Origin of the sequence: Rhizobium sp. 2YAF20 (assembly GCF_052114685.1) — a bacterium.
GTDB lineage: Bacteria > Pseudomonadota > Alphaproteobacteria > Rhizobiales > Rhizobiaceae > Rhizobium.
Genome location: NZ_JBFRFF010000059.1, coordinates 1 through 26,423, shown reverse-complemented (window position 1 = coordinate 26,423; position 26,423 = coordinate 1). Strand labels below are relative to the sequence as shown.

The following is a 26,423-nucleotide window of genomic DNA, read 5'->3' as shown; positions in this document are numbered from 1 at the left end:
CAATCGCCGAAACACTCGCCCCAGGTTCCATGGCTTCGGCCACCGCCTGCGCCTTGAAATCGTCTGACCAACGACGGAACTGCCGCGGCGCACCCTCAAGGGGACTGGCCACAGCTTCGATCATATGGAATGTTCTATGTTCAGACATAGGCGCAGACATAGCAGTTCATACCAGAGCTCCCAATTTCTCAGGCACGAATAGAACCTCAGCAGCGCACTCGCCAGATGGGGTCTATGCATCGCTTACACTCCATGTCAAACAAACAGACGTTGTTGGAAAGGCTTGCCGACGTCCTCACATTCCCTGCATATTTCGGCTTCAACTGGGATGCATTGTTCGACGGCCTACGGGATTTCAGTTGGATTAATGAGCAGCTAGTGGTCCTGGTTCACACTAATTTGCCCGCCCTATCTGAATCGGAATTGAAGATATACGTGCGCTTGCTGCGAGATTCCGTGCTCGACTGGCGTCCAGGTGAGACTCATCGTTTTGAAGTTGCGTTTGCACAGTCGGACAGGGAGGCCGTGGAGCGTTTGCTCCGCGACTGATAGTTGATCGCTGCAAGACGAGGCGCCAAAAAGCCGGTTTTTTCAACAATATCGGCCAATAGCGGAAATTATTGCCGCTCGCCCGTCCTGTGGACTGATGCCCAAAGCCAGGGCACAAAGGTAGCATCCACGGTCGCTCGCGATGGAAAACAGAGGAAATTTCAAGGGCCATCTCGATAAGCCATTGAAATCATGTGAGAATCCAGGTTCCCCAGCCAATTCTCGCTAAATCCCTCTAATTCCTTGATTTTCCAGTCGTGCCGGATCCCGTTTTGGCATCAATGGCGACTTGATGCCCAGAACTGTAGCCCACAGGTGATGCCCACGCAGAAATGAATGCGCGGCGTCGCAGGTGGCAGGCAAGGGCAACACCCCATGGTGGTCCAGACGTCGAAAATCTCATTCGCCGCGGGGCACTATCTGGTAAACAATGCGATGGCATCTTGAATTCAGGAATTCCGGAGTGACTCTTCGCACAATCTTTGGGAATTCGCTATCAACGCTAAATGAGGTTTGTTTCGATGGCGTCAATTCGGTATCTAGTCGACAATGTCGAGACCAGTGTGGCTTTCTATGCAAAGCATCTTGGCTTCACGCTGCAGCAGCAGTTCGGCCCAGCGATGGCGATACTCACGCGCGATGACCTCTCTCTCTGGCTCGCCGGCCCGACGGCTTCTGCCGCCAAGCCGATGTTGGATGGTCGAAAACCCGAGCCCGGCGGTTGGAACCGATTTGTACTGGAAGTTCAGGACTTGCCCGGACTTGCCGCTTCCTTGCGTGAACAAGGCGTGCCCTTCCGCAATGACGTCATTGAGGGGCCGGGTGGGTGGCAAACTTTATGCGAGGACCCCTCGGGTAATTTAATCGAGCTGTTTGAGCCGAGAAAATAGTAAGAGTGATCCCTTCAGATTGCGTCACGTCATCCACTATTTTGATGTTTACTTGCGCTGTGCGAGCGGGCGTCCGTAGTGACTCGAATCTCGATGGTCGTTCTCAGGCGGCAAAACATCAAACTTTATTCATCACAGGGCATCGCCTTGACAAAATCGATGAAGGCGCGAAGCGGTGCCGGCACTAGCCGCCGGCCGGGATAGTACAGGAAAGGGCCGGAAAAACTCTGCCACCAGGGCTCCAGAACAGGTGCAAGCTGGCCGCTTTCGAAATGCGGCCTTAGCCAATCCTCGAAAAGCTGCACGATGCCTGTTCCCGCAATCGCGGCCGAAACTCCAAGGTCCGTGCCGCCCCCGGCCTGCACCACGAGCGGACCTGGTGGATCGATTTTGACGACTTCGCCCTCACGCTCGAATTCCCAGGCCGAGATGGCCCGGCCCGCAAAACGGCCTCGGATACATGCATGCGAAAGCAAGTCCCGCGGATGTTCCGGCCTGCCTTGGGCTGCAAGATACGCAGGCGAAGCGCCGCTGGCATAGCGCTGGATACGCGGGCCAATCGGCACCGCGATCATATCTTGTTCCAGCCGTTCGTCATAGCGGATGCCAGCATCGCACTCTGCAGCGATGATATCGACAAAACTTTCGTCGGTGACGATTTCGAGCTTTATGTCGGGATAGGCTGTGAGAAAGGATGGCACGATGCGCGGCAGAACCAGTCGCGCGGTACTGACGGGAACATTGAGCTTCAACGTCCCCGCCGCTCGATCGCGAAAGCTCCTCACATGTTGGAGCGCGGCATTGATCTCACCGAATGCAGGGCCGAGGCGCTCCATCAGGCCGCGGCCTGCTTCCGTTGGCACGACACTACGCGTGGTGCGGTTCAAAAGCCGAACACCAAGCTCCGCTTCGAGACGCCGAACCGCATCGCTGAGCGCCGATGAACTGATGTCGCCTGCTCGTGCAGCCTCGCGAAAACCTCCAGCCCTCGCCACTGCAAGGAAGGCGCTGACATCCCATATTTCCGGCTTACCCTGCTTCATGCTCTGGCCTCTATGCGATTGTCCGAAATGCCGGACAGCCCGTCCGGATTGTAGCCAATTGCCGAGACAATGTTAAAGGCCTATTTCCGCTGTGCCCTCAATTGGAGAGATTTCATGTCTTACGTTGGAAAATCGGGAACATTCAAACTCGGAGACCGCACGGTAAAACGGCTTGGCTACGGCGCGATGCAGCTTGCCGGCAAGGGCGTTTTTGGTCCACCAAAGGATCGCCGGGAGGCAATAGCAGTCCTGCGCGAAGCGGTGGAAAGTGGGGTCAATCACATCGACACCAGCGACTTCTATGGCCCGCATGTCACCAACCAGATTATCAAGGAAGCACTGCATCCATACAAGGACGATCTCGTGATTGTCACCAAGGTTGGCGCAACGCGCGGCGCGGACGCTTCCTGGAAGCCTGCCTTCTCGGCGGAAGCACTCACGCAGGCTATCCATGCCAATCTCAGAAACCTCGGGCTCGACGTGATCGAGGTGGTCAACCTGCGTTCGATGTTCGACGTTCACGGCCCTGCCGAGGGGTCACTTGATGAACCTCTCTCGGTTTTGGCCGACCTGCAGCGCCAGGGCCTCATCAAGCATATCGGCCTGTCGAATGTGACGGCAAAACAGATCGAAGATGGCCGCAAGATCACCGACATCGTATGCGTCCAGAATCAATATAATCTCGCTAACCGCGGTGATGATGCCCTAATCGATCGGCTTGTTGCCGAAGGGACTGCCTACGTCCCCTTCTTCCCGCTCGGCGGTTTCTCACCGCTGCAGTCCTCGACACTGTCAGGTGTCGCGGCCCGGTTTGGCGCGACACCGCTGCAGGTGGCGCTCGGTTGGCTCCTCAAACGTGCTCCAAACATCCTGCTGATCCCAGGCACCTCGTCGCGCGCCCACCTGAGAGAAAATCTCGCTGTAGCCGACATTATCCTTTCGGCGGAGGCGATGGCAGAACTCGACGGGGTAGCCGTCGCCTGAGGCGTCTAACGCTGGCGAATGGACATCGGAACGCGGGGAGGGCTCGCCGCGTTTGTGTGCTGGCGCACCGAGCCGTAGGTTTGGAAGCCATCGCCTGCCATATCGCTTGAGCGAGAGTCAGGGTCGCTTCCAGAAGTCCGGACTTCAGTTGCACGCCAACGGCAGTTCCCGCGCATATTCATTCGAGCCCGATTTGATCACATGACGCCATCAAGCGGGGGTCTCAAACGCGCCGAAAGCGGCGACTATGATCAACGATGGCAAGCATTGCCGGATAGAAAGTGCCTGAAAAACCCTTGCTAACGCATTGAAATCCGAGACGTTTGTGGTCGCACTCCCACAATCTAGATGGACAATCAGGAATCAGAGTTCGGCTGCTTTGGCAGCCATTGTGGCTTTTGCCCACCAGACCAGTTCGTCGAGCGCCGTATTGGCTGAAGGCAGAAGATTTGCCTCGATCTCTTCGATCGGCTTGTTGCCGCCCATGGGGAACACCGCCATGAAATCTCCGCCGCCGATATGAACGGCGGCGTGGGTCGACACCATCTGCAACTCGACCCCTATCCCGCGCAGGTGTTCGATAGCGCGCGACGCACCTGTACCGCCGTAGCCGATGGCAGTGAAGGGCTTCCGGTTCCACTCCTTATAAGCCTGATCGAGAGCGTTCTTCAGCACGCCGGTGATCGAGCGGTTGTATTCCGCCACCACGAAAATATAGCCGTCGAAGCGGCCGATGGTCTCCTGCCAACGGACAGCTTCGGGATTTTGGCTCGGCATCCACATGTTCGATGCCATCTCGCTGAAGAACGGCAGCGGATGGTCGCCCAGATCGACCAGTTCAACCTCGATGTCGTCGCGCGCCTGCGCCTGCTTCAACATCCATTGTGCCGGCTTGTCGGCAAAGCGCGTGGGGCGGGTCGAGCCGATGATGATGGCGATTTTTGGCTTCGGAACCATGGTATCCTCATGTATGTTGGTTTCGGTTCGTAACCATCTACATGAGGTTCGAGTGTCTCATCAAGAAAGCACTTTTAGGAAACCAGGTATCCACGAGGAAACCACGGCTTGCGAGCCCATCAGCCGCATGCTGGCTCGGATCAGTGATAAGTGGACGCTGCTAGTGGTACGAGCTTTGGGTGGTGGTCCTCTTCGGTTCAACGCGCTGAAGCGCGAGATCGGTGAGGTCAGTCAGAAAATGCTGGCATCCACCCTACGCGACCTTGAGGAGAATGGTTTTGTGACACGAACAGTCACCCCTGTGACGCCGCCACAAGTGGAATATGCTTTGACGGACCTCGGCCACGATTTTTGGCAGCCGGTTCAGGCACTTGCTGACTGGACCCATGCGAACTCACCTCGGATTGACGCAGCCCGCGCCGCTTACGCAGCGCGACGGGCAGCGCCGTAGGCCAGTATTAAACCAGGTGATGCCCACGCAAAGATGGATGCGCGGCGTCACAGGTGGTAGGCAAACCACTACACGAAGAAAGCAATCTTTTCCCTGGAAGTCAGCGATGCGGCTAGAAATGGGCGACCGCTACACTCCCAAAGGCGGCCAAAATGAATGGCGTCGATCCGCTCGCTCGGCTAAGCCTGACGCTGATGCGCATCGCAAATCGATGACAGGCTTCGGCGAAACTCGTTTTGGAAGATTGCGCGCGCTGGGCTGCGTCCCTCTTTGCGACATTCTCGAAGCGTCAACGCCAGTTTGCCAACGCGCTTGGCCCGACAACGGCCGGGCCAAGCGCAAAAAGATTACCGGCAAATCCGCTCTTCAGTGATAACCTTGTGCCCGTGGTGCCACTCTTTTACCGTCTTGGTGAAACAGTCGCGGTGATGCCGCTTTTGATCCCACTGGGCGTGCTCGTCGTAGTGATGACGGCGATGATAGTTTTGGCCATCGTAGTTGCCATCGTTGTTTCCGCCATCGGTCATGACCTCCACCGAGGCGGCATGGGATGGGAGGCTAGTTGCTGCAAGCGAAGCCAGAGCGATTGCAGAGGCGATAAAGAACTTGTTCACGGGATTCCTCCGATTGGCATTTGCGTGTCTACAACGTCCAGTAGCGACGTTGGTTCAAACTTAATCCTATGGGGATGAACCTAATCTGGCCTTGGCGTTAATGTGAGATTCATCTCGCCTTTTGCTGTTTGGGTCGAGATCTCGATCCGATTCTACGACCCTTTTGACACCATAGGGTTCGGCGTCGCGAGGTGAGTGCGCTCGAGAGACCTGACTTCCACGTTGGTGACCTGAGCCTTCCAAGGGTCGACCACGAGCCAGTGGCATATCATGGTCATAGGCTCACCATCTTGAACATTCACCATCGTCGCGAGTGGCGCCCTCCTTTTTGGCAGAAACCGCTCTCGAACGGCAAAGTTCTGCCAGCGATACCGGCTCGGCCAATCGCCGTTGGCGCCGATGACGTCAAGCAATCAAAAGGTCGTCAGCTAGCGATTTTGGAATCGGAAATTCAACATTCTCGAAAGTCGCATCGAGCAGTTCCTGCGCGTAGGCGATCGCCGAGTCGGCGTCCGCCACGCCCAGATGTATGTCGTTACATTTCGCCCGCATCGCCCTGCGGATGATCGAAAGCACATGCTGGGCGGCATGCTTGTCTCCATTCTTCAGCAAAAGTCCGAGCGACGTCGTCGCGATAACTTCAAGGACCGTGATCCGGCCCTCGATCGCACCCATCGACGGGATCGCATGGGATGCACCATTGCCTTCGCCGTCGCGTTTCGCGTTATACATGGTCCACTCCTGATGCTTGCGAGTAGATACAACTGCTGAGAAGAGAATTTGTTCATCGCATCATAAAATTGTTTTCGCTCGCCTTGCCACCGGATATCGAATGGCGCATGGTCGCGACATCGGCAGCTGTGATTTCCGGCGCCGCTGTTTAAGGGCGAATGCACCCTGGCCCCAAATGAAGGAGGACGTCATGTCTTCCCAATCCCCTGCCGTCCTGTCCGCCGCCGACCTGGATATGCTTCAAGAAGTTTGGAAGGAGGCAGGCTATGATGCCCCTGCCTCGCTGAGAAATGAGTCGGCTGCCAAGGAAGCTAAACATCTTCTCACGAAGATATTTCGAGAGGGTATGACTTCGAAAGCCGAGCTTGCAACCGAACTGGAGCGTCGACTGGGAAAGCGCATACACTTTTCGCAAGCGCTGGCTCCGGCACTTCACCGCTACGCGATGCAAGGCGTTCCTCAGGTGATCAAGGATGACCAGTTTGGCGCGCGGCACATACTAGTTTCGAAGCGCAATTTGAAGTCGGTCAACGTTCGAACAGTCAACGAAAAGGAAAAAGGCGAACATGGAACGACGAACGAAGACTGAGATCACATTCGCCTATCCCTTTGTATTGGGAGCAATCGCCAAGCCCTTTGAACCTGGCACCTACGTGGTGACCGTTGATGAAGAACCAATCGAGGGCCTCTCGTTGGCTGCTTTCCGCAAGACCGCGACGCATCTTGAGGTGCCGGCGATTGGAATCACAAATGCGAAAAGGCAATTTCTGGCGGTTTCCGGGCGCGACCTCGAGGAAGCAGTGGCCAGAGATCGGGCAAGAACAACTGTCGCCGGATGATCAATCCTGTCACCGACGCCAACTGTCGGCAGTTGGAATGGAATGACGACAACATTACCACGAAAAACGGATAACGCGGAATCTGAACGGGTATGTGCAGGCATCTAGTCACTGCGCCGTAGCGATGGATATGTCCAAGACAGATGCAGTTCCGGAACGTCAAAGACGCTCGCACAGGCCATCGTCAATAGGATCAGCGGCCCCCTCCTGGGTCTTAACAAACTCTTGTGCGTCCTGGCAGCCAGTAGATCTTTTATGAGGCCTTACAGGTCGAGGCGGATCGCAGGCAGGGCAGGTTGCTATTTTCCCTGGACGACGGCCACCGGACACCCCTGTCTTCCGGCCGGCCCTTGAACTGAAGCCGCGAAGGTTACGAACCTGCGCGGCCTCGGGGACTATGACTTTAAAAACGCCAGAAGGTCGGCGTTGAGCTTGTCCTTTTGGGTGACGATAAGACCGTGCGCGCCGCCCTCGTAGATGAGGAACTTGCCACCCTTCAGGATTTTCGCGCTTATATTCCCGGAGATTTCGATCGGCACGATCTGATCATCGCTGCCATGAACGATCAGGACGGGAACGGTGATCTTCTTCAGATCGTCTCTGAAGTCCGTTTCGGAAAACGCGCCGATAGCTTGGTAGGCTGCTACAATGCCCGTGGTCTGGCCCTGCCGCCAGTATTCCTCGCGCACACCTTGCGAGACCTTCGCCCCGGGGCGGTTGTAGTTGTAGTAGGGCATCGACACCTTCTTGTTCCATTGCGAACGGTCGGCCTGCACTGCCGCGCGGAAGGAATCGAAGACTTCGATTGGAGCGCCGTTGGGGTTGGTGTCCGTCCTGGCCAGGAAGGGTGTGACGGCCGCGACCAAAGCAACTTTGGCCACACGCTTTTCTCCGTGCCGACCGATGTACCGTGCCACTTCACCACCACCCATGGAATGTCCGATGAACGCGGCATCCTTCAGATCCAGTGCATCGACAAGCGTTGCGAGGTCGTCTGCAAAGGTGTCGTAGTCGTATCCATGGCCGGGCTGGCTCGATCTGCCGAAGCCGCGACGGTCGTGGGCGATAACGCGGAAGCCGTTCTGCGCCAGGAACATCATCTGGTTTTCCCAGGCATCCGATGAAAGCGGATAGCCATGGCTGAAGACCACGGCCGGACCGGTGCCCCAATCCTTGTAGTACAACACCGTTCCGTCCTTGGTCGTCACGGTGTTGGAGGTAAGCCTCGCGGTCGACGTGGTATTTTCCGGCGCGGCTTTCGCCTCGGCAGTCGGTAAAGCTGCCAGCAAGCCGGCACCTGCTGCGGCTGCCGCAACGCCAAACATCAGATTACGACGCGACGCGCCAATAGTGTCATACGACATGGGCTTATTCCTTAAAAACGATGTGCAGTTGGGAGAGGTGAGCGCTGACCGCAGCGCTCAGAAACCGAGACGGCGTAGATCGCCGATTTCGAAAGTCTGCCCGCTACGATGCTTGACACTGGGCAGTTCTGCCACGGCGGCGCGCCACATAAGCAGCGATGTCAAATCGTCGGGAATAACGATGCCTGCGGCATCGGCAAACATCAGGCCTGCAAATAGGGTGATATCAGCCATCGAGAAGCGTTCGCCTGCCACAAACGGCTGATCCCTCACGATGCCGTCGAAGTACCGCATCCCGCTGACCGCCTTGTCGCGATGCCGTTCACCCCACTCCTTGCGGCCGGCCCATTCAGGGCTTTTGTAAGCCTGCAGATCGGCACCGAGACCGGGAGTAGCGTGGTGGAAATAGATACCGACGGCGTCGAGGAGACCCTCCTCGGCGCGGCGCTGCATCATGTGGATGCGGCCCTTCTCGAGCGGGGTCTTCCCCGTCAAGGTCGGGTTGCCATCGAGATTGTCCAGATATTCGGTGATGGCAGTCGACTCTGAGAGGAACGTCCCGTCATCAAGTTCAAGGACTGGAAGAACGCCCGACGGATTCTTTGCAAGGAAGTCAGGCTGCTTATGTTCGGCACCGATCAGATCGACGGAAACAAACTCGACGTCTGCGTCCAATCCCTTTTCCGCGAGAACGATGCGGATACGGGCTGGGTTCGGAAAGCCGGCACGGTCATGGATTTTCATCATGGTGGCTCCTTATATATCTATCGATAGATAGATTACCTCCGCTACATTTACCTTTCCATTCCGGCTGTCAAGCGCTATCTATCGATTGATAGACAAATAGGAGAATGACCGTGACCACCACAGACACTCGCGAAGTCATAATGACCATCGCCCGGCCGATGATCCAGGCGCGCGGTTATAATGCTTTGAGCTTCCGCGATATCGCCAAGGAAGTGGGAGTTAAAAGTGCCAGCGTGCACTACCACTTCCCCACGAAGGGAGACCTGGGTGCTGCGCTGGCGAGCCGCTATGCCGACGAGGCCAAAGCGTTTCTGAATGGGCTGTCGGTAGAGCCGGTAGATTTCGACCAGACGATCAAGACATATACTGGGGCCTTCCGCTCGGCGTTGGCCAACGACAACCGTATGTGCCTTTGTGGGATCATGGCCGCCGAATATGACGGGCTGCCGACGGATGTCCGCACGCAAGTCGACAGGTTTACAGATGTCAATGTTGAATGGCTGATCAAGCTATTGACGCGACACAAACCAAAGGCGAAGGCGGACGCGATCCGCGAACAAGCCGTGGCGATTTTCGCGGCAATCGAGGGCGCGCAGCTCGTCGCGCGAGGCCGCGGAGAGATAGAGATTTTCGATCAATGCATCCATGCTTACAGAACAACCGGCCTTATACCCTGATCACTGACGGCGGATCGTGGCAAGGTGCTGTTTCACTGGACTTGGACAGCGAGGGGCCGCAATGGGTCAACCGTGGCAGGCGATAGAGTGTTGATTTTCTTTGAGAACCGACCCTTCACGCTCAATAAACTTTGATCTTTCTTATTATCCGAAATGAAACCATGAAAAGCTTTTGATCGAAAACTAATCCTTTTGGGCTATAAGGTTAAGGAGTGAACCCGCAAGGCGGTTCGCGCTTGCGTGAAAGCCTTGGTGCCAAAACGCAGAGATGCAGGAGCGCTCATCGCACAGAATTCCATTTTACCAGGCACAATAGGGGCGTTCGTGTCTCAATCAAAGGCAACGCAACCGAAGACCTTTCTTGTGGCGGTTCTTTTCTCATTGAGAAAGGCATTCCTCGGCATCGGCCTGACGAGCGCGGTTGTCAACGTCCTCGCGCTGACAGGATCTTTCTTCATGTTGCAGGTCTACGATCGGGTCATACCCGGCCGTAGTCTTCCAACGCTTGTCGGGCTTGGCGTGGTTGCTGCAACGCTCTTTGCTTTTCAGGGCATCCTGGAATTGATCCGATCGATGCTGTTGGTAAGAGTCGGCGCGGCGGTCGACGAACAATTCGGAGAGATGGTTTGCCGTTCTCTGATTGTTCTACCTTCTCGCTCGCAGACGCCCGGCGACGGATTGCAATCGGTACGCGATCTCGACAGTGTTCGGGGATTTCTGTCAGGACCTGGTCCAACGGCACTGTTCGATATTCCGTGGATGCCATTCTATTTGGCCCTATGCTTCCTGTTCCATGTCTGGATTGGAGCGATGGCGCTCGCGGGCGCGCTGATACTGGTCGGCCTGACCGCTCTGACTGAAATCAAGTCGAGGCAACCTGCAGCCGAGGCGGCCAAGATCGCGTCTGAGCGAAACGCACTTGCGGAGGCAACGCACCGCAATTCCGAAGCAATACTATCGATGGGCTTTGGTCATTCAATCGGGGAGCGTTGGGCGGAAATCAACCGGCGCTATCTTTCCAATCATCTGCAAGCATCGAACATCACGAGCACGCTCGCCACGACCTCCAGGATTGTCAGGATGATGTTGCAATCCGGCGTCCTGGCTGTTGGAGCAGTTCTCGTCATTCGCCAGGAAGCCACCGGCGGCATCATGATAGCAAGTTCAATACTGCTCAGTAGGGCGCTGGCTCCGGTCGAATTGGCAATAGGTCAATGGAAGGGCTTCGTCGCGGCGCGCGCCAGTTGGTCCCGCCTCACCAATCTCACCCAGCTGATGCCGGAGCATGTACACAAGGTCAATCTTCCTGCACCACGCGAAACACTACGAGTTGAAGGCGTTTATCTGTCTCCGCCGGGTCTTAAGGTTGCCACCGTACGTGGCGTTTCCTTCACCGTTTTGGCCGGCGAAGCGGTTGGGGTGATTGGACCGAGCGCTTCTGGAAAGTCTTCACTGGCGCGGGGCCTCGTGGGCGTATGGCAACCGATTTCGGGCACGGTACGGTTAGATCGCGCCTCCATTACACAGTGGAATCAACGAGAATTGGGGGGGCATATTGGTTATCTGCCGCAAGACGTATCGCTGTTCGATGGCTCGATAGCGCAAAATATAGCCAGGTTCGATCGAGACGCTCCATCGGAAAAGATCATCGCGGCGGCCAGGGCTGCAGGCATCTACGAATTGATCGTACAGCTTCCCGATGGTTTCGATACCGATATCGGCGACCGCGGCTCGGCTTTATCAGCCGGTCAACGGCAGCGCATCGCTTTGGCGCGAGCCCTCTATAACGATCCGTTTCTGGTCGTTCTGGACGAACCGAATTCCAATCTCGATGCAGAGGGCGAGGGTGCCCTGACGAACGCGATTTTGGGTATTCGGGCAAGGGGCGGGGTGGTGATCGTGATCGCTCATCGGCCAAGTGCTCTGGCTGCCGTCGATAAGGTGCTGATCTTGGCCAATGGCCAGCAACGGGCTTTCGGACCGAAGGACGAAATCTTGGGGAAGGCGACGAGGACTTCGGTGCCAGCGTCGGCCCCGATGCGGCTGATGATCGCCGGGGAGGATGCCGCCGAATGACAGGATACCCCGCACCTTTGGCCGAGGAGGCTATTCGCCGTCTGACACTGACTGCTCTTGCGACGGTCTTTCTGCTTGTGGGCGTGTTGGGTGGTCTCGCCGCAACGACACAAATCTCTGGCGCCGTAATCGCTTCGGGCACGCTGGTTGTCGACAGCTATGTCAAGCCTGTCCAGCATCTCAAGGGCGGGACGGTCGGTGAAATCTTCGTCAAGAATGGCGACCGCGTGCAGGCCGGCCAGATACTCATCCACCTTGACGACACCCAAACGCTTGCAAATCTTGCCATTGTCTCAAAAAGGCTGAGCGAGCTGGCCGCCAGATCGGCGAGATTGGAGTCGGAGCGCGACGTCAACAATGCGGTCGCGTTTCCGGCAGCACTGACCGCTGCAGGCCGATTGCCGGAAATTGCAGAGATGATGGCGGGTGAGACGCGATTGTTCGACGATCGGCAGGCGTCGAAGATCGGCCGGAAGGCTCAACTCAAAGAAAGAATTCATCAGCTTGCACAGGAGGTTGATGGGCTCAACGCTCAGCAGGATGGAAAACGGTCGGCAATCGAGATCATTGGCAAGGAACTTGCGACGCTGCAGCCATTGCTGCAGCAGGGTATAATTCCGGCAACACGGGTTTATTCCCTGCAGCGCGACGCGGCCGACCTCTCCGGTCAACTCGGGAGTCTGGTTGCATCGACAGCAGAAACCAAGGGAAAGATCGCCGAGACCGAGTTGCAAATCATCCAGGTGGATGACGACCAGCGAAGCGAGGTCTCTGATCAGCTTCGTCAGGCTCAAAGCGAAACCGGCGAATACTCAGAGCGGCTGATCGCGGCACAGGATGAATTGAAGCATATTGATATTCGCGCTCCTCAGGCGGGCATCGTGCATCAACTCGCGGTCCACGCGCCTGGCGCTGTCGTTGCGCCGGGCGAAGCAGTCATGCAGATCGTGCCAAGCCAGGATGCTCTGACGCCGGAGGTTAAAGTGTCTCCTCAGGACATCGACCAAGTGACGAGCGGCCAAAGCGTCGTCCTTCGCCTCTCCGCTTTCAGCCAACGGGATACGCGAGAGTTAAACGGCACCGTCATGAACGTATCGGCCGATCTGACGACGGATCAGCGAACCGGCCAAAGCTATTATAGCCTGCGCGTGAAGGTTCCTGATGAAGAGTGGATGAAGCTCGGCAATCTCGCGCCTGTCGCTGGCATGCCGGTGGAGGCTTTCATTCAGACGGGCAATCGTACCGCGCTTGCCTATTTGACAAAACCATTCACCGATCAGATGGCGCGGGCCTTCAAAGAAGAGTAGCTCCTTCGACCGGTCAATCGTCATGATTGGGACGCCTTCGCTCGGCTCACGAGCCGCATTTGAGATCGTTCACGATCTTGTTCAGCCGCAATAAAGAACGGGTCGCCTTGGGTGGCCCCGCAATGAAACATATCGCAGTCCCCATATGTCATCCGCCGAGCATACGTTAAACCTGTTGCCATTTTTGAGGGGATCTCTGGACGCATTGCCCCGTCTGGGGCGTTTGCCGTTCTCCGAAAGACGGAGGCAATGATAGACTTCGATCGTGAGAGCAGACATGTCAAACCGATGGGTGTTTCAATGAGTCAGACGGTCACCAACGCCTTGGGAATCGCGCTCCCCTACAGCGGAAGCTCGACAGGGTTCTTTTCTGCAACCGGTTCCGGTCCTCTCCTCTATGGCACGGCAGGAAACGATTCCATGTGGGGCGACAGTTCCGTCAACGTGACGATGAGCGGCGGCACTGGCGACGACATCTACTATCTGTATTCCAGTATCAATCACGCCTCGGAGTTGCCGGGACAGGGTGTCGACACGATCAATACCTGGATGAGCTATACCCTTCCGGACAACTTCGAGAACCTGACCGTTACCGGCAATGGAAGCTACGCCTTTGGAAATTCTGCCGACAACATCATAACCGGCGGCTCCGGCAGTCAGACGATCGATGGTGGTGCTGGAAACGATGTGCTGATCGGGGGCGGCGGAGCCGATACGTTTATATTCACTCGTGGCAATGGCAGCGACCTGATCACGGATTTTGGAAGCGATGACGTTGTCCGTCTCAACAAATACGGCTTTACCTCCTTCGACCAGGTAGTGCAGCACGTGACACAGCAAGGCGCGAATCTCAAGCTTGATCTCGGCGGTGGAGAAAGCCTTGTTTTTGCCAACAAGACTGCTGCGGATCTCCATGCCAACCAGTTCTCCCTGAGCCTTGACCGCTCTGCCCTGACGCAAACCTTTTCCGACGACTTCAACAGTCTCTCCCTGCATAGCGGGACCACCGGCACATGGGATGCGAAGTTCCCCTGGGCACCCGACAAGGGCAGCACTTTGCCGAACAATGGCGAGTTGCAATGGTACATCAATCCGGCCTATGCCCCGACACAGGCGGTCAATCCCTTTTCCGTCGCAAACGGCGTCCTGACGATATCGGCCGAACCAACGCCTGCTGCGATTAAAGGCTTGATCGACGGTTACAATTATACCTCCGGTATTCTAACGACGCATTCGTCCTTCGCTCAGACTTATGGATATTTCGAAATTCGCGCCGACATGCCCAATGACACGGGTGTCTGGCCCGCCTTTTGGCTCCTGCCACAAGATGGCTCATGGCCGCCTGAACTGGACGTTGTCGAGATGCGCGGCCAGGATCCCAATACTGTCAACGTTACCGCTCATTCGAACGCTACCGGGACGCATACAATGCAGTCGACGGCCGTGCACGTGCCAAGCACCGACGGATTTCACAACTACGGCGTCCTTTGGGACAAAGATCAGATTGTTTGGTATTTCGACGATGTAGCTGTGGCGCATGCGAACACGCCGAGCGACATGAATAAGCCCATGTATATGTTAGTAGATCTGGCTGTCGGAGGCGTCGCCGGAACGCCAACCAATGGTCTCGATCACGGTTCGCAGCTCAAGATAGACTATGTCCACGCCTATGCGCTCAATGATCATGCAACGACGACCGCACAACATGTTACGTCTGCCACCGACTGGCATAGCTGAGATCGAGTGGGGACGCGCGATCCTTCAGTGGGCCTGTTTGCCACCTTGCTGCTATTTCTTGGAGACATGTTTGATGGTGTTTCGGTGTCGACGAACGCGCGAGCCTGGGCTGGCGTTGCGCGTAAACCGCGAGTAATTACCCGTGCGCCTTGAAGCCTCCGGCCTGGAGGATCAACGCGCTGGATCACGCTTTCTGACTGAACTTGGTCGTCCGGAATTCGAGCGCGTTGCATGAGAAACGCAGGGGGTAGGGTTATATCGCGCCAAATTTGATCTCTGCAACAGTGCTGAAAAATCTGGCCGGCCTACATTGTGCCAGAGGCGCGGGCTTCCTAGTTCAAGCGATCAGCGTGATGCTGGCGTTTTCGAGCCATGCATCCTAATCGCGTCGCGGTCATCTGATCTCGCCACACAAGAGATCGGCAACGAAAATTGAACGCAGGCGGCTGGTAAGTCGCCCCGTCGGCAGGCTATTATGGTATTAGTCTTGACTAGATCGCCTTGGAGATTCCGAGATGCAGCAGGTAAAACGAATCCTGGTAACTGGGGGCGCGGGTTTTCTGGGATCGTTTTTGTGCGAGCGGCTGCTTGGTGAAGGTCACGAGGTTGCATGTGTCGACAATTTCTTCACCGGTAGCCGAAAAAACGTCTCCCATTTGCTCGACAACAGATCCTTCGAGATCATTCGCCATGATGTGACGTTTCCACTCTACGTAGAGGTTGATGAAATATACAACCTAGCCTGTCCGGCAAGCCCCGTCCACTATCAGTACGATCCGGTCCAGACGACGAAGACCAGCGTGCATGGAGCGATCAACATGCTGGGGCTCGCTAAGCGGGTTCGGGCAAAGATCCTTCAGGCGTCCACGTCCGAAGTTTACGGCGACCCTGAAGTTCACCCGCAGACCGAGGACTACTGGGGTAGGGTAAACCCAATAGGCCCCCGTTCATGTTACGATGAAGGGAAGCGATGTGCCGAAACCCTGTTTTTCGACTATTGGCGACAGCACATGCTGCGGATCAAGGTAGCGCGCATCTTCAACACATACGGTCCGAGGATGCGTCCGGACGACGGCCGCGTGGTTTCCAACTTCATCATGCAGGCACTGCAAAACGAGCCGATAACGGTATACGGCTCCGGCCAGCAGACACGTTCATTTTGCTATGTCGACGATCTGATCGACGGTCTGGTCCGCCTGATGCAAACGGGGGACGACGTTACCGGTCCGATCAACCTCGGCAATCCGGTCGAATTCACGATGCTCGAACTCGCCAATCTTGTGATCGAACTTACTGGAAGCCGGTCGAAGATCAGATTTCTGCCTTTGCCCGTCGACGACCCAAGGCAGCGACAGCCGGATATCGCAAGTGCCTTGCGTGAGCTCAATTGGAAGCCAAGAACCGCATTGCGCAACGGTCTTGCCAAGACAATTGCCTATTTCGAAGGCTTGGTCTCATCGGGGTATGTAAGGCCCACGGGTGCCGAATGAAGACAGTCTTGGTCACCGGTGGGGCCGGCTATATCGGATCACACTGTTGCAAGGCATTCGCCGAATCCGGTTGGTCGGTCATTGCGTATGACAATCTCTCGCGTGGTTGGCGCGACGCTGTCAAATGGGGACCGATTGTCGAAGGCGACATTTCCGACGCCGCAGCCGTGTCGGCGGCGCTACGACAATATCGGCCGGATGTCGTGGCGCACTTCGCCGCCTATGCCTATGTCGGCGAGTCTGTCGAGCACCCGGAACTCTACTACCGAAATAACAGTTTCGGATCGTTGGTTTTGCTCGAGGAAATGCTCAAGGCCGGTGTCGGCAAGCTGATCTTTTCCAGCACCTGCGCATCCTATGGCGTTCCAGTGCGCTCTCCGATTGACGAAATGCATCCGCAGTCTCCCATCAATCCCTATGGATGGTCGAAATTCATCATAGAGCGGATGGTGGACGATCTCTCGTATGCCCATGGCCTCAGCGCTGTCGTGCTTCGGTACTTCAATGCTGCCGGGTGCGATCCCGACGGCAAGATTGGCGAACGGCATGAGCCGGAAACACACGTCATTCCCCTCGCTATCGAGGCGGCGATCAGGCCGGGTCGGATTTTTACTATCAACGGCACCGATTTCCACACCCGCGATGGGACCGCAGTTCGGGACTATATCCATGTCGCCGATCTCGCGCGTGCTCACGTCCTGGCAGGGGAGAAGCTTCTCAGCGACAAGGGTGTCCACGTCTACAATCTCGGTACTGGAACTGGAACGACGGTGAAAGAGCTGGTGGATGCGGTGAGCCGGGCTTCGGGATCGCGCCTTCCTGTGGTTTACGGTCCGCGCCGGGCAGGCGACCCGCCAGCGCTCGTAGCCGCCGCCGGCAAGGCGAAGCGGGAACTCGGTTGGGTCCCTGAGCAATCCGGAATCGATAACATCGTCGGAACGGCACTAGCCTGGTATCGTCGCGAGTGATAGGTTCGCTGGCGGCTAGCCTACCCGTCTGTCATCGAGAGAGCAGCGACTGCGCCGAGCGAAAAACTCTTGATCTTGATTTGCCGCCCGCACCGGACCGAGTCGCTGGTGTCAGCCGTAAAGCCAATTGAAGAAATTAAGGCAGGGTTACCGCCCCTTACTCTCAGCCTCAGAGGCACATACAATTTCGTGCTGGTGATGTTGATACAGAGGAACAATGACAGAGGCGGGCCCTTGGCTGTTGACACTGCCGTTCTCTATCCAAATGACATTTGCGGCGTCACGCGCCGATTCGATGCGGTGCGTGATGAGCAAAATTGTCCTTTTGCCAAGCTGCCGATCAATCGCACGTCGCACCTGGTCCTCGAGCGCAGTATCGAGTGCGTTCATCGCCTCATCCAGGATCAGGAAGTCCGGATCGCGCAGTACAGCCCGCGCAAGGCCAATGCGCTGCCGCTGTCCGCCCGAAAATCGTAGCCCTTCCTGCCCGATCCAGGTATCATAGCGGTCGGGAAGGTCCTCGACGAACGCCGCGACGCCGGCACTGCGGGCGGCTGCAATGATCTCTTCTTCGGTCGCATCGGCTTTGGCCATTCGGATGTTGTCTGTCACCGTGCCCTCGACCAGGTCGACGTCCTGACCCGTTACGGCGATCTTGGAAAGCCAATCGTCCCGCCTGATGTCTTCCAACCGGGTGCCGTCAATCTTGATGTCCCCGGAGGTTGGTTCGTATAGCCGCAGGAGGAGGTTCACGATCGTAGTCTTGCCGGCGCCACTTGCGCCGATCAGTGCCGTAGTTACTCCCGTTGGAATCTCGAACGACAGGTCAGTGAGCACCGGCGTGTTTGGATCATACCCAAAGCTTACGTGCTCGAAGACGATACTCGCATTCAAATTCCTGAGCGCGATAGTTCCCTGCGATGGATATTCCTTGTCCTCGGACCGGATCATCTCTAGGACTGAGCGCAGTTGCGGTTGCACCTGCGCCAGAAACAGCAGGTTGCTTTCGAGCTCCTGCGTATGGGGCTGCAACCGATATAGCAGCGCGACAGCGGCCAGCGTCACCTCGAAGCTGATGTGCCACCACCCAGATACCAGGACGATAGAGCCCAACATCCCCAGATAGCCAATCTCGGTGGTCGGGCCGATCCACGACGCAAGGCGGATTAGGGACAACGAGGCGTTACGCGCCGCGGCCGACGATTGCACGAAGCGGCGTTGATGAAGTGTCTCCTGCCCATAGGCGCGGATGGTCCGCAACGCCTGGAGCGTCATGAGCATGTGCTCGCCGAGCGATTGATGGATCTTCTTCACCTGACGCCCCAGGTCACGCGCGGGCTGCGAAAAGATGCGCAAGATCGCCGAGATCGCAATTGAGCCGAGAGCTGCAATCAGCAGGATCTTCCAGGAGATCGTAAGCAGGAAGACGGCGAAAACGAAGATCGAGCAGCTGTTTATGATAAGTCGGGTGACAGCCCCATACGCTTGCGCGACCAACCAAGATTCGGTCCCGAGCACTTCCATGAGCTGCGATTGCTCGTGCCGTTGGATGGATCCGAATGCGACTCTTAAATATTGTTCGTGGACGAGGTTGCGCGCGCGTTCGCTGATCCGCTCGCCGATGCTGGAGCTTATCAATGAGTATGCCAGCGCCAGCGCTCCACGCGCGAGAATCAGCAGGAGGATTGCGAAGCCGAGTCGGGTAGCGCCACCAAACCAGGCCACTGCCATGCCCAGCGCTCGACCCTGAAAGCCACTTCCTGCCTCCGTGATCCGGTTGGACGCCAAATAAAGGAACAGTAGGATCAGAGTGATGCCCAGCGTCTCCGCCAGGGATGACAGAAAGCCCAGCGCGAGCAAAGCAGGGGTCGCCCAGCGTTGCTTCCCAACGATGCGAAGCAGGTGCGAAAGATCGCGCAACGAAGCTCGGACCGCACCGCGGCGTATGGCGTCTTTCGCTTCGTTCATTTCAGTTCCCCGGTTGGGAAGCGCGCTGTCACCTGCGGGCAGACCGGCCGGCGACGACGCACCAGCCTCGTCACGACGCGCTTGGCCAAATGCGTGCCGATCCGCGGCAGATCGACGGCGATTATCCGCATGGCGATTGCGGGATGATGGCGAAACAGCAGTGACAGGATCGGAAGGACATGGCGCGGTTGTCTCTGGCGCAAGGTCCGCTCCAGGAGCCACGCCGAATAGAAATGCAGGCCCTCGCGCAACGCAGGTGCAGCATTCGGGTGGCGACCGAGCATCTCGTCCACCACAAGCATCCAGGACCGCAACATGCGAGGCATGTTGCTCGACATATTTCCCGGCAGAAAGCGATACCCGACCAGCGGCTCTTCCACGACTTCGAAGTGATACCTTTCGGCGACGCGACAATAGAAGAGGAAATCCTCGCAACCCTGCGCGCCCGCCTCGCGCAGCCGACTCTCGAAACCGTTGGCGTCGATGAGTGCCTGCCGGCGCACCAGGGCGGCGCTGCCGTTGCCGACGAAATTGCCGTGGAAAAGCCGTTCAAGCACATCGCCCCGCCAGTTTGGCCGATGCTGATCATCAGTTACCGTGCTCTGGCCATCGATCACCAAATACCAGGAGTAGACAAGCCCCACTTTCTCGTCCGTCCGATCGAACACAGCCAGCTGCTGCTCGATCTTGGTCGGCGCCCAGAGATCGTCGGCATCGACGAATGCAATCAGATCGGATCGCGCCGCTCGCCAACCAGTATTGCGGGCGGCGGCCACGCCGGCGTTTGCCTGCTCGATCAGTCGCACCCGCGGGTCGATCGCCATGTGATGTCGGGCGATGGCGATAGTCTGGTCGCGCGATCCATCGTCGACGACAACAATCTCGAGCGCGCGGTGGGACTGCGAGCGAACGCTGCGGAGCGTCTCGTCGATTGTATCTTGCGCGTTGTGAGCGGGAATAATGACACTGACAAGTTCGCCCTTCATTCGAGCACGGCCTCTACAATGGCAACAAAGTCATCGAGCGAGCGATCCCCGCGGATCTCTATGCGGGGAAGGTCGATCGGATCGCAATCGAGGTTCGCTGGCCCGTGTCTGCCGCCGAAGCCGATTCTGTAGCCGCACTCCTTGGCCAGCCGGCCAAGCCGTCGGTCGGTGACAGAGAAAGGTGCCGCGAGCGCCATCGACGGCCGGCCGGTCCACCGCTCGATGAACATACGTGAGCGCAATAGCTCGGCGGCCAGGTCGGAACTCGATAGACCATCGATCGCGCGATGCGTCGCCAGATGGCTTCCGAAGAATGCACCTTCGGCGGCGAGGCGTCGCACCGTCCCGGCGTCCATGAGCGGCGTCGGCGATCCGCGATCGGCATCCCACATTGCACTTTCACCCACCAGGTCCGTCACCAGGAACACTTCCGCGGTCAGGTCGTTCGCGCGCAAGGTCGGCCAAGCATGGTCGGCAAAGTTCTGGAAGCCGTCGTCGAAGGTGATGAGCACCGGGCGGCCAACGAAAGGGTGACGGTTGGCGAAGAACCATTCCAGCTGCTCGGACATGATTGCGTGAAAGCCATTGGCGCGCAGCCATCTCATCTGGCTGTCGAACGCGGCGGGCGTGAACCGGTAACGGGCGAGCGTAGCCGGGCCGTCCTCGGAGACGCTGTGATACATGAGAACTGGAATACGCTGCCGCCGCTCGCGTGCGACATCGCGGCGCAGCGCCCGCGCGCCACCCCAGACGATGTTTCGCGCGACCTCTGTTTCGATTGGCGCGCGGATCGGGACATGTTCGACCGTCGGTTCCGTCGCCACATTTTGCGGTGACGGGCGGCGGAAGCGGTCTATGCGATAGAGATCGGTCTGGATAGATCGCTCAAGCACGAGGCCTTCGGTCGCCGCCAGCGTCTCTGAGATCACTTGTCCACCGAATTTGTTGTCCCAATCGAAGCCCGTCCGTTCCATATCGTCACAAAGCACGAACGCGTGTGCACTGATGAAACTGCCGCCGGGCGCTAGCGCCTCGACCAGTTTTGTGGCCAAGCGCTGCAACTCGGCGAGATCGTCCAGGAAATAGAGCACTTCCGAGCAGACGATGAGATCCATCCCACCTGGCAAGGTATCCGCGGAAAAATCGAGTACGCCGAACTCGACATTCAGCTGGTCCCTGCATCGCGCACGCGCTCGCTCGATCGCTACGGCGGAGATGTCGGTTGCGGTCAAATGGCCCACGCGCAGCGCCAGCTGCCGTGTGAAGTGGCCCTCCGCACAGGCAAGCTCAAGCGCTCGTCCTATAGGACCAGCCGGCAGAATTTCGAGCTGCCGCTCATATTTTTCCTGCTCGTAGGGCGAACCATAGTTCCAGGGATCCTCGGTCGCGAAATGGCGATCCCAGAATGACATGCGATCATTGTCGCGCTTATCCTCGGTCGATGCATGGCGCGGCGGTGCAGGAGGCTCTGTCGCTTCAGTGCTCGATCGCACCAGCCGCTGCGCTTCCTCTGCCAACCGCGCGAGTTTGCCGTAGTGGCTGTCCTGATCAGACCGGCGTCCTGCCATTGACAGCAATGCCTTTGCTGCAAACATCTTTGCCTTGTAGGCTCCGGCGCCCTGTTGCAACGCTGGTACCCGCGATCGGCTCTCGAGTCGCGCTGCACCCTTCCAGAAGCGGAACGCCAAGCGCTGATAACCGGAGAGAGCCTCCAACGGTGGCTCGAAATTCAGGATCAGTTCAATCCAATGACGCCTTGTCACTCTCCCGAGCACACCGAACTGCGCGAGGGCCTGTATCTGGCCATCTATCATTAGGTAGGCATAGATTTGATCGATCCCTTCCGGCAGCTCGGTCGAGGTCGGATTTTGAGCATCGACGCGAATTCCGAGCGTCCGCGCCAGCCGGCGCGGCGCGGCAAGGTCGTCGAAGTCGAGAAGCATTCGCTCGAGATGATATTGCACGCGGCGACCCGCGACGGGATCGCCCCAGACCTTGCCGAGTTCGATGATCAACTCGGTGAGGGGGCCGCCGAACCTGTCCCACCTGGCAGCCAATTGCGCAGGCACCGATAAACTTCCTACCATCAGGCCGTCAAAGATCACGTTAGCGACCTCACGCGCCCATTCATATCTGGATGGGAGCGCATGCAGGGTCTGCGGGTTGATCGAGCAGCGGCCGCTGTCGCAATCCGATGCGGCGTTCCAGAGTGCGAACCACGCGAGTGCTTCGGGCGCGGCGCGGCCGTCCTCAGAGGTCGCTCCATTGGCGTGTGCCGAAGCGGGGTGTTTGACCCTGGGGTCAGCAGAAAAGCCGCGGGCGATCACGATTGCCGCGTCTGCCAGCATCTGCGTCGAGTTGCGGGTGAGCGAGTTGGGGCTCGCCCGATAGAAAGCGAGCGGCTCGTCGACCATCACCCAACGTTTGCCTAGACGTCCGACGCGCTGCCACAAATCCCAGTCCTCACAGGTGCGCAGTGACACATCGAAACCGCCCAACTCGACAATTGTCGCCCGATCGATCAGCAATGCGTGAGTGCGGATGGCACACCGGCGCGCGAATGTCTCGAAGGGCTGGATCGCAACCTCCGTCGCGATACTCGACGGGGTGAGTCCGCCATCGGGCATCACTCGCCGCGAACCGCAATAGCCAGCCACCGGATCGGGAGCGGCTTCCAGGGCGGCCAGCATTTTCTCAAGGAAGCTGGCGTCCACCCAATCGTCCGCATCTAGGAACATGAGCCAGCGGCCGCGCGCCGTCGAAATCCCTTCATTGCGCGCGCCCGCGGCGCTATGGGCGCAAGAATTCACCGTCCGAAATCGGGCATCGCGCTCCACATAGCTGGCGATGATCGCGTCGGTACCGTCGGTCGAGCCATCATCGACGATGATCGCCTCCCAATCAGCAATGGACTGACCGAGGAGGCAATCGAGCGCTTGTCTCAGCGTCACCGCGGCGTTACGCGCAGGGACTACGATTGAAACCAAGGGATTATCCGCCACGCCGTCTTACTCGCGCCTGGTTCGGATGTAGAACAGGAGTCCCGAAATATAGCCGGCGATTTCCTGCCAGAGGAAACGATCCTCAGGGACGCGGCGTCCAAGCAGTGTCCTGCGAACTCTGCTGAGGTACCAAAGTGGCTTCCATTTGAAAGCTTGTTTCAAATTCGCCTTGACGCCAGTTCGCTCATGCTGGACGAGCAACGCGGCTGAGTGACCGCGCATATAGGAGTAGATCTGCTTGGCCAGACCTTCCATGGTTCGCCTGTGGAAATGAAATGCGACAGAGCTGGGCTGGTAATGGCAGTCATATCCATTGGCGAGCAGCCGATACCAATATTCGGAGTCGCCTGAACATCCGGCCTGACCGACGTCGAGGCGCTCGTCAAACAATCCGACGCGGTCAAAGACTTCGCTCCGGAACGCCATACTGGCGCCGGCACCGATTTTCCAGGCAGGGAACACCTCGTGCTTGCTGGCGGCAAAGTCGGCCGCGCGGAAAACCTGGGGTGCATAGCCCTGCCCGAAGCTCCAGAATGTCTCGAAATGACGCTGAGCTTCGGTCGCAATCTCGGCGGGCAGCACAAGACCCGTCACCGCGCCTATCGAAGGTCTGTCGAACGCAGCAACCAACTGCTCAAGCCAATGCGGATGAAGCAGAACGTCATCATCAGTGTATGCAACGATTGCCGAGGACGCTCTCTCAGCCCCCCGATTGCGAGCAATATCCAGGCCAGGCCGATCCTCGCGTAGGTAGATTGCGCCGGCGGCGAGCGCGACCTCGCGCGTTTCGTCGCCTCTCGATGCGTTGTCGACCACGATGACCTCTGCCGGTGGGAAGCTTTGCTGGGGAAGGGAGGAGAGGCAGCGCCGCAACTCGTTCGGCCTGTCGCGCGTGCAAATGACAACGCTAGCGCTCGGCAGGTTGAGAACCGGTGGGCTCGGTCTTGAGTCTTGAGCGGCGGCAATTGGGGTAACGCGGCAATGACCGTCGCTCCCCCTAAGCAAATGCCCGACAGGCAGCCGACCGCGCCACAAGACGATCATGCCGGCATCACAGTCTTCGGGAGCAACCTGGATGTCTAAATCCACATGGCGGACGCCTGCACACCCGGCCACGCCCAACGTCTTCCGCAGATCTGCTTCCAGCACGTTTGCAAGCCGGTTTGGTATGATTGACATCTTCACCAACTCATTTCGCTATAAAGAGGCCGAAATTCGGCGTCCTTGTTTAGCATCCGTTTCGCTCGAACTTTGATCCAGCGGGGGATCAATCTGGCCCGGCAGTACACGTTGACCATGTCAGGCAGACGAGAAATCGCGGTGCTTGGATCCAGGACGAAGGATTTCTTCAATAGGTCGCAGGCCGCGAAAAACCTCCCCTCAACCAAAGCTCTCACAGCCAGCCAATGGATCATGTCGACCAAATGTGCATCGAGATCGCCCCAGAATTGCGGATATTTTTCCCGAAACTCTGCAAGCACAATTTCACAGGAACGAAGCATCTGCAAGACATCGCTCGACATGTTGGTGTTCGTCATTCGGTAACCCACAAGGTGTTGAGGCACAACACGGAACTCGTAACGTTCCGCTATTCTGAGGCACATTAGTAGGTCCTCGCAGCCCTGTGCGTTCCTCGTCCTCAGGGAAGGATCGAATTGCCCCGCCTGCTCGAATGCGGAGCGACGGACAAGCATCGAACTTCCGTTACCGACAAAATTCTTTCTGCACATGCGCTGCAGCACGCCACCATCGGCATCGGGCTGGTTGTGCAATGAGAATACCCGACCGTCCTCGTCGATATGGGCAAACCAGCAATATGCAAGGCCTGCTGAAGAGCCACCGTCCTGCAGGACGCGCAGCTGCAGCGCGATCTTGGATGGAGCCCAAAGATCATCGGCGTCGACAAACGCCAGAAACGCCGCATCGGTAGCAGCCGCACCGCTGTTGCGAGCGTGCGCAACACCCGCGTTCGGCTGCCTTATAAGGCGTATACGCCGATCGTTCTTGGCATAGGAGGCCACGATTGACGCGGCTCGGTCCGTCGAACCATCATCCACCACGACAATGTCCAGTGCCTCGTGGCTCTGCTGGCAGATGCTGGTTAGGGTCGCACGAATGGTTCTCTCGGCATTGAACATCGGCACCACCACCCCTACCGTGGCTTTGTCCTGGATCATTCGGGCCTTCGTTTCATCGTAGTTGGCAAAAACGGGTGATGCATGCATTGCACTTCAACGATCGGGCGAATTCGAGGCAAATCAGGGCGGTCCTTCCTATCAGACTGGCCTGACGCAGCTGTCGTTTGGCACTTAATGTGAGAATGCGGCTGTTTTAATGTGAGAATGCGGCTGTTTCGAATTTCTTTGGCAGATAATTTGAGATTCTTGACGAAGAGAATCTCAAGCTAGTGCGCCGGGAGACCGGCAAGGAGTAGGTGGTGAGAGTCCACTACGATGAAGGAATAGCGATCCACATCGGCCCCGAGCCGTGCGCAGACATCCGCGAGGATGCCGTCGAAGCGTTGACAGGGGAAACCGGCAGGCAGGCCATTGAGCGTGTGCTGCAGAGACATGCAGACAGAAAGGAGATGGACGAGAGACATGTCGTAAAGCTGCGTGAAAGATGCGCGCAAATGGTGGTCAAACGGCTCATTGAACCGGAACTTGTTCAGATCTTTCGGCCAGATTCCTATGGCTACCGGCCGGGCAAATCTGCTCTGGACGCCATAGGGGTCACGCGTCAGCGGTGCTGGAAATACGATTGGGTTCTAGAGTTTGATATTAAAGGCCTATTGGATCCTGCTTCATACTGCCTCCAGGTTTATGTGGTCTGTTAAAAGAGAGTAGGCTGCGTGTCTATGAGTTTGATACGTAAGCCTATTTTGCCACCTTTGGTGACATGGGCAGCCTCAAGTTCGCCGCGTTTTACACGGTGCAACACGGTCTGGCGCGTGACGCCCAATGCCCGGGTGGCTTCCTGCATGGTGACGAAGCCGTCTGCGGCCACTGCGCTAAAGTGTGCTCTCTCAGTTCGTCGGTTACC

Annotated in this window: 25 protein-coding genes and 1 pseudogene; 13 read left to right on the top strand and 13 right to left on the bottom strand. The window is 57.5% G+C overall.

Features of this window, described 5'->3' with window-relative positions; all coding sequences use genetic code 11:
- A partial coding sequence (locus AB4Z52_RS33440) for a transposase (protein WP_442222149.1) occupies positions 1-124 on the bottom strand: 124 nt, incomplete at its 3' end.
- A 101-nt stretch (positions 125-225) separates the two neighbouring features.
- Here AB4Z52_RS33440 and AB4Z52_RS33435 point away from each other — a divergent pair.
- The gene (locus tag AB4Z52_RS33435) at positions 226-549 is read left to right on the top strand and encodes a barstar family protein (RefSeq protein WP_442222146.1); all 324 of its coding nucleotides are present in this window, start codon (positions 226-228) and stop codon (positions 547-549) included.
- A 521-nt stretch (positions 550-1,070) separates the two neighbouring features.
- Positions 1,071-1,439 (top strand): VOC family protein, encoded by a 369-nt coding sequence (locus tag AB4Z52_RS33430; protein ID WP_442222145.1) that lies wholly within the window; start codon positions 1,071-1,073, stop codon positions 1,437-1,439.
- A gap of 125 nt (positions 1,440-1,564) precedes the next feature.
- Here the strand turns inward: AB4Z52_RS33430 and AB4Z52_RS33425 are convergent, their stop codons facing one another.
- On the bottom strand, positions 1,565-2,482 hold the full coding sequence (locus tag AB4Z52_RS33425) for a LysR family transcriptional regulator (RefSeq protein WP_442222144.1): 918 nt from the start codon (positions 2,480-2,482) through the stop codon (positions 1,565-1,567).
- A gap of 114 nt (positions 2,483-2,596) precedes the next feature.
- Here AB4Z52_RS33425 and AB4Z52_RS33420 point away from each other — a divergent pair, with 114 nt between their 5' ends.
- Entirely contained in the window at positions 2,597-3,466 is an 870-nt protein-coding gene (locus AB4Z52_RS33420) for an aldo/keto reductase family oxidoreductase (protein WP_442222143.1), read from the top strand.
- 363 nt (positions 3,467-3,829) lie between these two features.
- Here AB4Z52_RS33420 and AB4Z52_RS33415 read toward each other — a convergent pair whose 3' ends face one another.
- Positions 3,830-4,423, bottom strand: a complete 594-nt coding sequence (locus AB4Z52_RS33415; protein WP_442222142.1) for an NADPH-dependent FMN reductase — start codon at positions 4,421-4,423, stop codon at positions 3,830-3,832.
- Positions 4,424-4,550: 127 nt separating this feature from the next.
- On the opposite strand from AB4Z52_RS33415, the gene AB4Z52_RS33410 reads away from it, so the two are divergent.
- On the top strand, positions 4,551-4,874 hold the full coding sequence (locus AB4Z52_RS33410) for a winged helix-turn-helix transcriptional regulator (protein WP_442222148.1): 324 nt from the start codon (positions 4,551-4,553) through the stop codon (positions 4,872-4,874).
- A gap of 347 nt (positions 4,875-5,221) precedes the next feature.
- Here AB4Z52_RS33410 and AB4Z52_RS33405 read toward each other — a convergent pair whose 3' ends face one another.
- Both AB4Z52_RS33405 and AB4Z52_RS33400 read right to left on the bottom strand, forming a co-directional pair.
- Complete coding sequence (locus AB4Z52_RS33405) at positions 5,222-5,488, bottom strand: hypothetical protein (RefSeq protein WP_442222141.1); 267 nt, start codon at positions 5,486-5,488, stop codon at positions 5,222-5,224.
- A gap of 405 nt (positions 5,489-5,893) precedes the next feature.
- A complete protein-coding gene (locus AB4Z52_RS33400) occupies positions 5,894-6,220 on the bottom strand; it encodes a hypothetical protein (protein ID WP_442222140.1) in 327 nt (108 codons plus the stop codon).
- A 190-nt stretch (positions 6,221-6,410) separates the two neighbouring features.
- Between AB4Z52_RS33400 and AB4Z52_RS33395 the strand changes: the two genes are divergently transcribed.
- Together AB4Z52_RS33395 and AB4Z52_RS33390 are read left to right on the top strand one after the other, a co-directional pair.
- Positions 6,411-6,809, top strand: coding sequence for a hypothetical protein (locus AB4Z52_RS33395; protein ID WP_442222139.1), 399 nt, complete (start codon positions 6,411-6,413; stop codon positions 6,807-6,809).
- The gene (locus AB4Z52_RS33390; RefSeq protein ID WP_442222138.1) at positions 6,787-7,059 is read left to right on the top strand and encodes a hypothetical protein; all 273 of its coding nucleotides are present in this window, start codon (positions 6,787-6,789) and stop codon (positions 7,057-7,059) included. Before AB4Z52_RS33395 ends, AB4Z52_RS33390 begins: the two co-directional genes overlap by 23 nt.
- A gap of 395 nt (positions 7,060-7,454) precedes the next feature.
- On the opposite strand, the gene AB4Z52_RS33385 is transcribed toward AB4Z52_RS33390, so the two are convergent.
- Positions 7,455-8,423 (bottom strand): alpha/beta fold hydrolase, encoded by a 969-nt coding sequence (locus AB4Z52_RS33385; RefSeq protein WP_442222137.1) that lies wholly within the window; start codon positions 8,421-8,423, stop codon positions 7,455-7,457.
- 57 nt (positions 8,424-8,480) lie between these two features.
- A complete protein-coding gene (locus AB4Z52_RS33380) occupies positions 8,481-9,167 on the bottom strand; it encodes a glutathione S-transferase family protein (RefSeq protein ID WP_442222147.1) in 687 nt (228 codons plus the stop codon).
- Positions 9,168-9,274: 107 nt separating this feature from the next.
- Here AB4Z52_RS33380 and AB4Z52_RS33375 point away from each other — a divergent pair, with 107 nt between their 5' ends.
- The 6 genes from AB4Z52_RS33375 (at position 9,275) to galE (ending at position 17,425) form a co-directional block, all read left to right on the top strand.
- A complete protein-coding gene (locus tag AB4Z52_RS33375) occupies positions 9,275-9,847 on the top strand; it encodes a TetR/AcrR family transcriptional regulator (protein ID WP_442222136.1) in 573 nt (190 codons plus the stop codon).
- Positions 9,848-10,171: 324 nt separating this feature from the next.
- Positions 10,172-11,923: a type I secretion system permease/ATPase gene (locus AB4Z52_RS33370; RefSeq protein ID WP_442222135.1), complete on the top strand. Its 1,752-nt coding sequence runs from the start codon at positions 10,172-10,174 to the stop codon at positions 11,921-11,923.
- Positions 11,920-13,230, top strand: coding sequence for an HlyD family type I secretion periplasmic adaptor subunit (locus AB4Z52_RS33365; protein WP_442222134.1), 1,311 nt, complete (start codon positions 11,920-11,922; stop codon positions 13,228-13,230). The genes AB4Z52_RS33370 and AB4Z52_RS33365 overlap by 4 nt, the downstream gene beginning before the upstream one ends.
- A 300-nt stretch (positions 13,231-13,530) precedes the next feature.
- Positions 13,531-14,967 carry a family 16 glycosylhydrolase gene (locus AB4Z52_RS33360; protein WP_442222133.1) on the top strand — a complete coding sequence of 479 codons (1,437 nt, stop codon included), beginning with the start codon at positions 13,531-13,533 and terminating at the stop codon, positions 14,965-14,967.
- A 515-nt stretch (positions 14,968-15,482) separates the two neighbouring features.
- A complete protein-coding gene (locus tag AB4Z52_RS33355; RefSeq protein ID WP_442222132.1) occupies positions 15,483-16,457 on the top strand; it encodes a UDP-glucuronic acid decarboxylase family protein in 975 nt (324 codons plus the stop codon).
- Positions 16,454-17,425, top strand: a complete 972-nt coding sequence (galE, locus tag AB4Z52_RS33350) for a UDP-glucose 4-epimerase GalE (protein WP_442222131.1) — start codon at positions 16,454-16,456, stop codon at positions 17,423-17,425. The genes AB4Z52_RS33355 and galE overlap by 4 nt, the downstream gene beginning before the upstream one ends.
- A 147-nt stretch (positions 17,426-17,572) precedes the next feature.
- Here galE and AB4Z52_RS33345 read toward each other — a convergent pair whose 3' ends face one another.
- Genes AB4Z52_RS33345 through AB4Z52_RS33325 form a run of 5 tightly spaced genes read right to left on the bottom strand, consistent with a single transcriptional unit; the run spans position 17,573 to position 25,558 of the window.
- Positions 17,573-19,393, bottom strand: coding sequence for an ABC transporter ATP-binding protein (locus tag AB4Z52_RS33345; RefSeq protein WP_442222130.1), 1,821 nt, complete (start codon positions 19,391-19,393; stop codon positions 17,573-17,575).
- Entirely contained in the window at positions 19,390-20,379 is a 990-nt protein-coding gene (locus AB4Z52_RS33340; RefSeq protein WP_442222129.1) for a glycosyltransferase family 2 protein, read from the bottom strand. Before AB4Z52_RS33340 ends, AB4Z52_RS33345 begins: the two co-directional genes overlap by 4 nt.
- Entirely contained in the window at positions 20,376-23,366 is a 2,991-nt protein-coding gene (locus AB4Z52_RS33335; RefSeq protein ID WP_442222128.1) for a glycosyltransferase, read from the bottom strand. Before AB4Z52_RS33335 ends, AB4Z52_RS33340 begins: the two co-directional genes overlap by 4 nt.
- A gap of 21 nt (positions 23,367-23,387) precedes the next feature.
- Positions 23,388-24,560, bottom strand: coding sequence for a glycosyltransferase family 2 protein (locus tag AB4Z52_RS33330; RefSeq protein WP_442222127.1), 1,173 nt, complete (start codon positions 24,558-24,560; stop codon positions 23,388-23,390).
- Positions 24,561-24,562: 2 nt separating this feature from the next.
- Positions 24,563-25,558: a glycosyltransferase family 2 protein gene (locus tag AB4Z52_RS33325; RefSeq protein ID WP_442222126.1), complete on the bottom strand. Its 996-nt coding sequence runs from the start codon at positions 25,556-25,558 to the stop codon at positions 24,563-24,565.
- A 443-nt stretch (positions 25,559-26,001) separates the two neighbouring features.
- Here AB4Z52_RS33325 and AB4Z52_RS33320 point away from each other — a divergent pair.
- Positions 26,002-26,178: pseudogene (locus AB4Z52_RS33320) on the top strand (group II intron reverse transcriptase/maturase); the annotation flags it as partial.
- 35 nt (positions 26,179-26,213) lie between these two features.
- Here AB4Z52_RS33320 and AB4Z52_RS33315 read toward each other — a convergent pair.
- The coding region (locus AB4Z52_RS33315; RefSeq protein WP_442222125.1) for a hypothetical protein at positions 26,214-26,423 on the bottom strand (210 nt) is incomplete at its 5' end.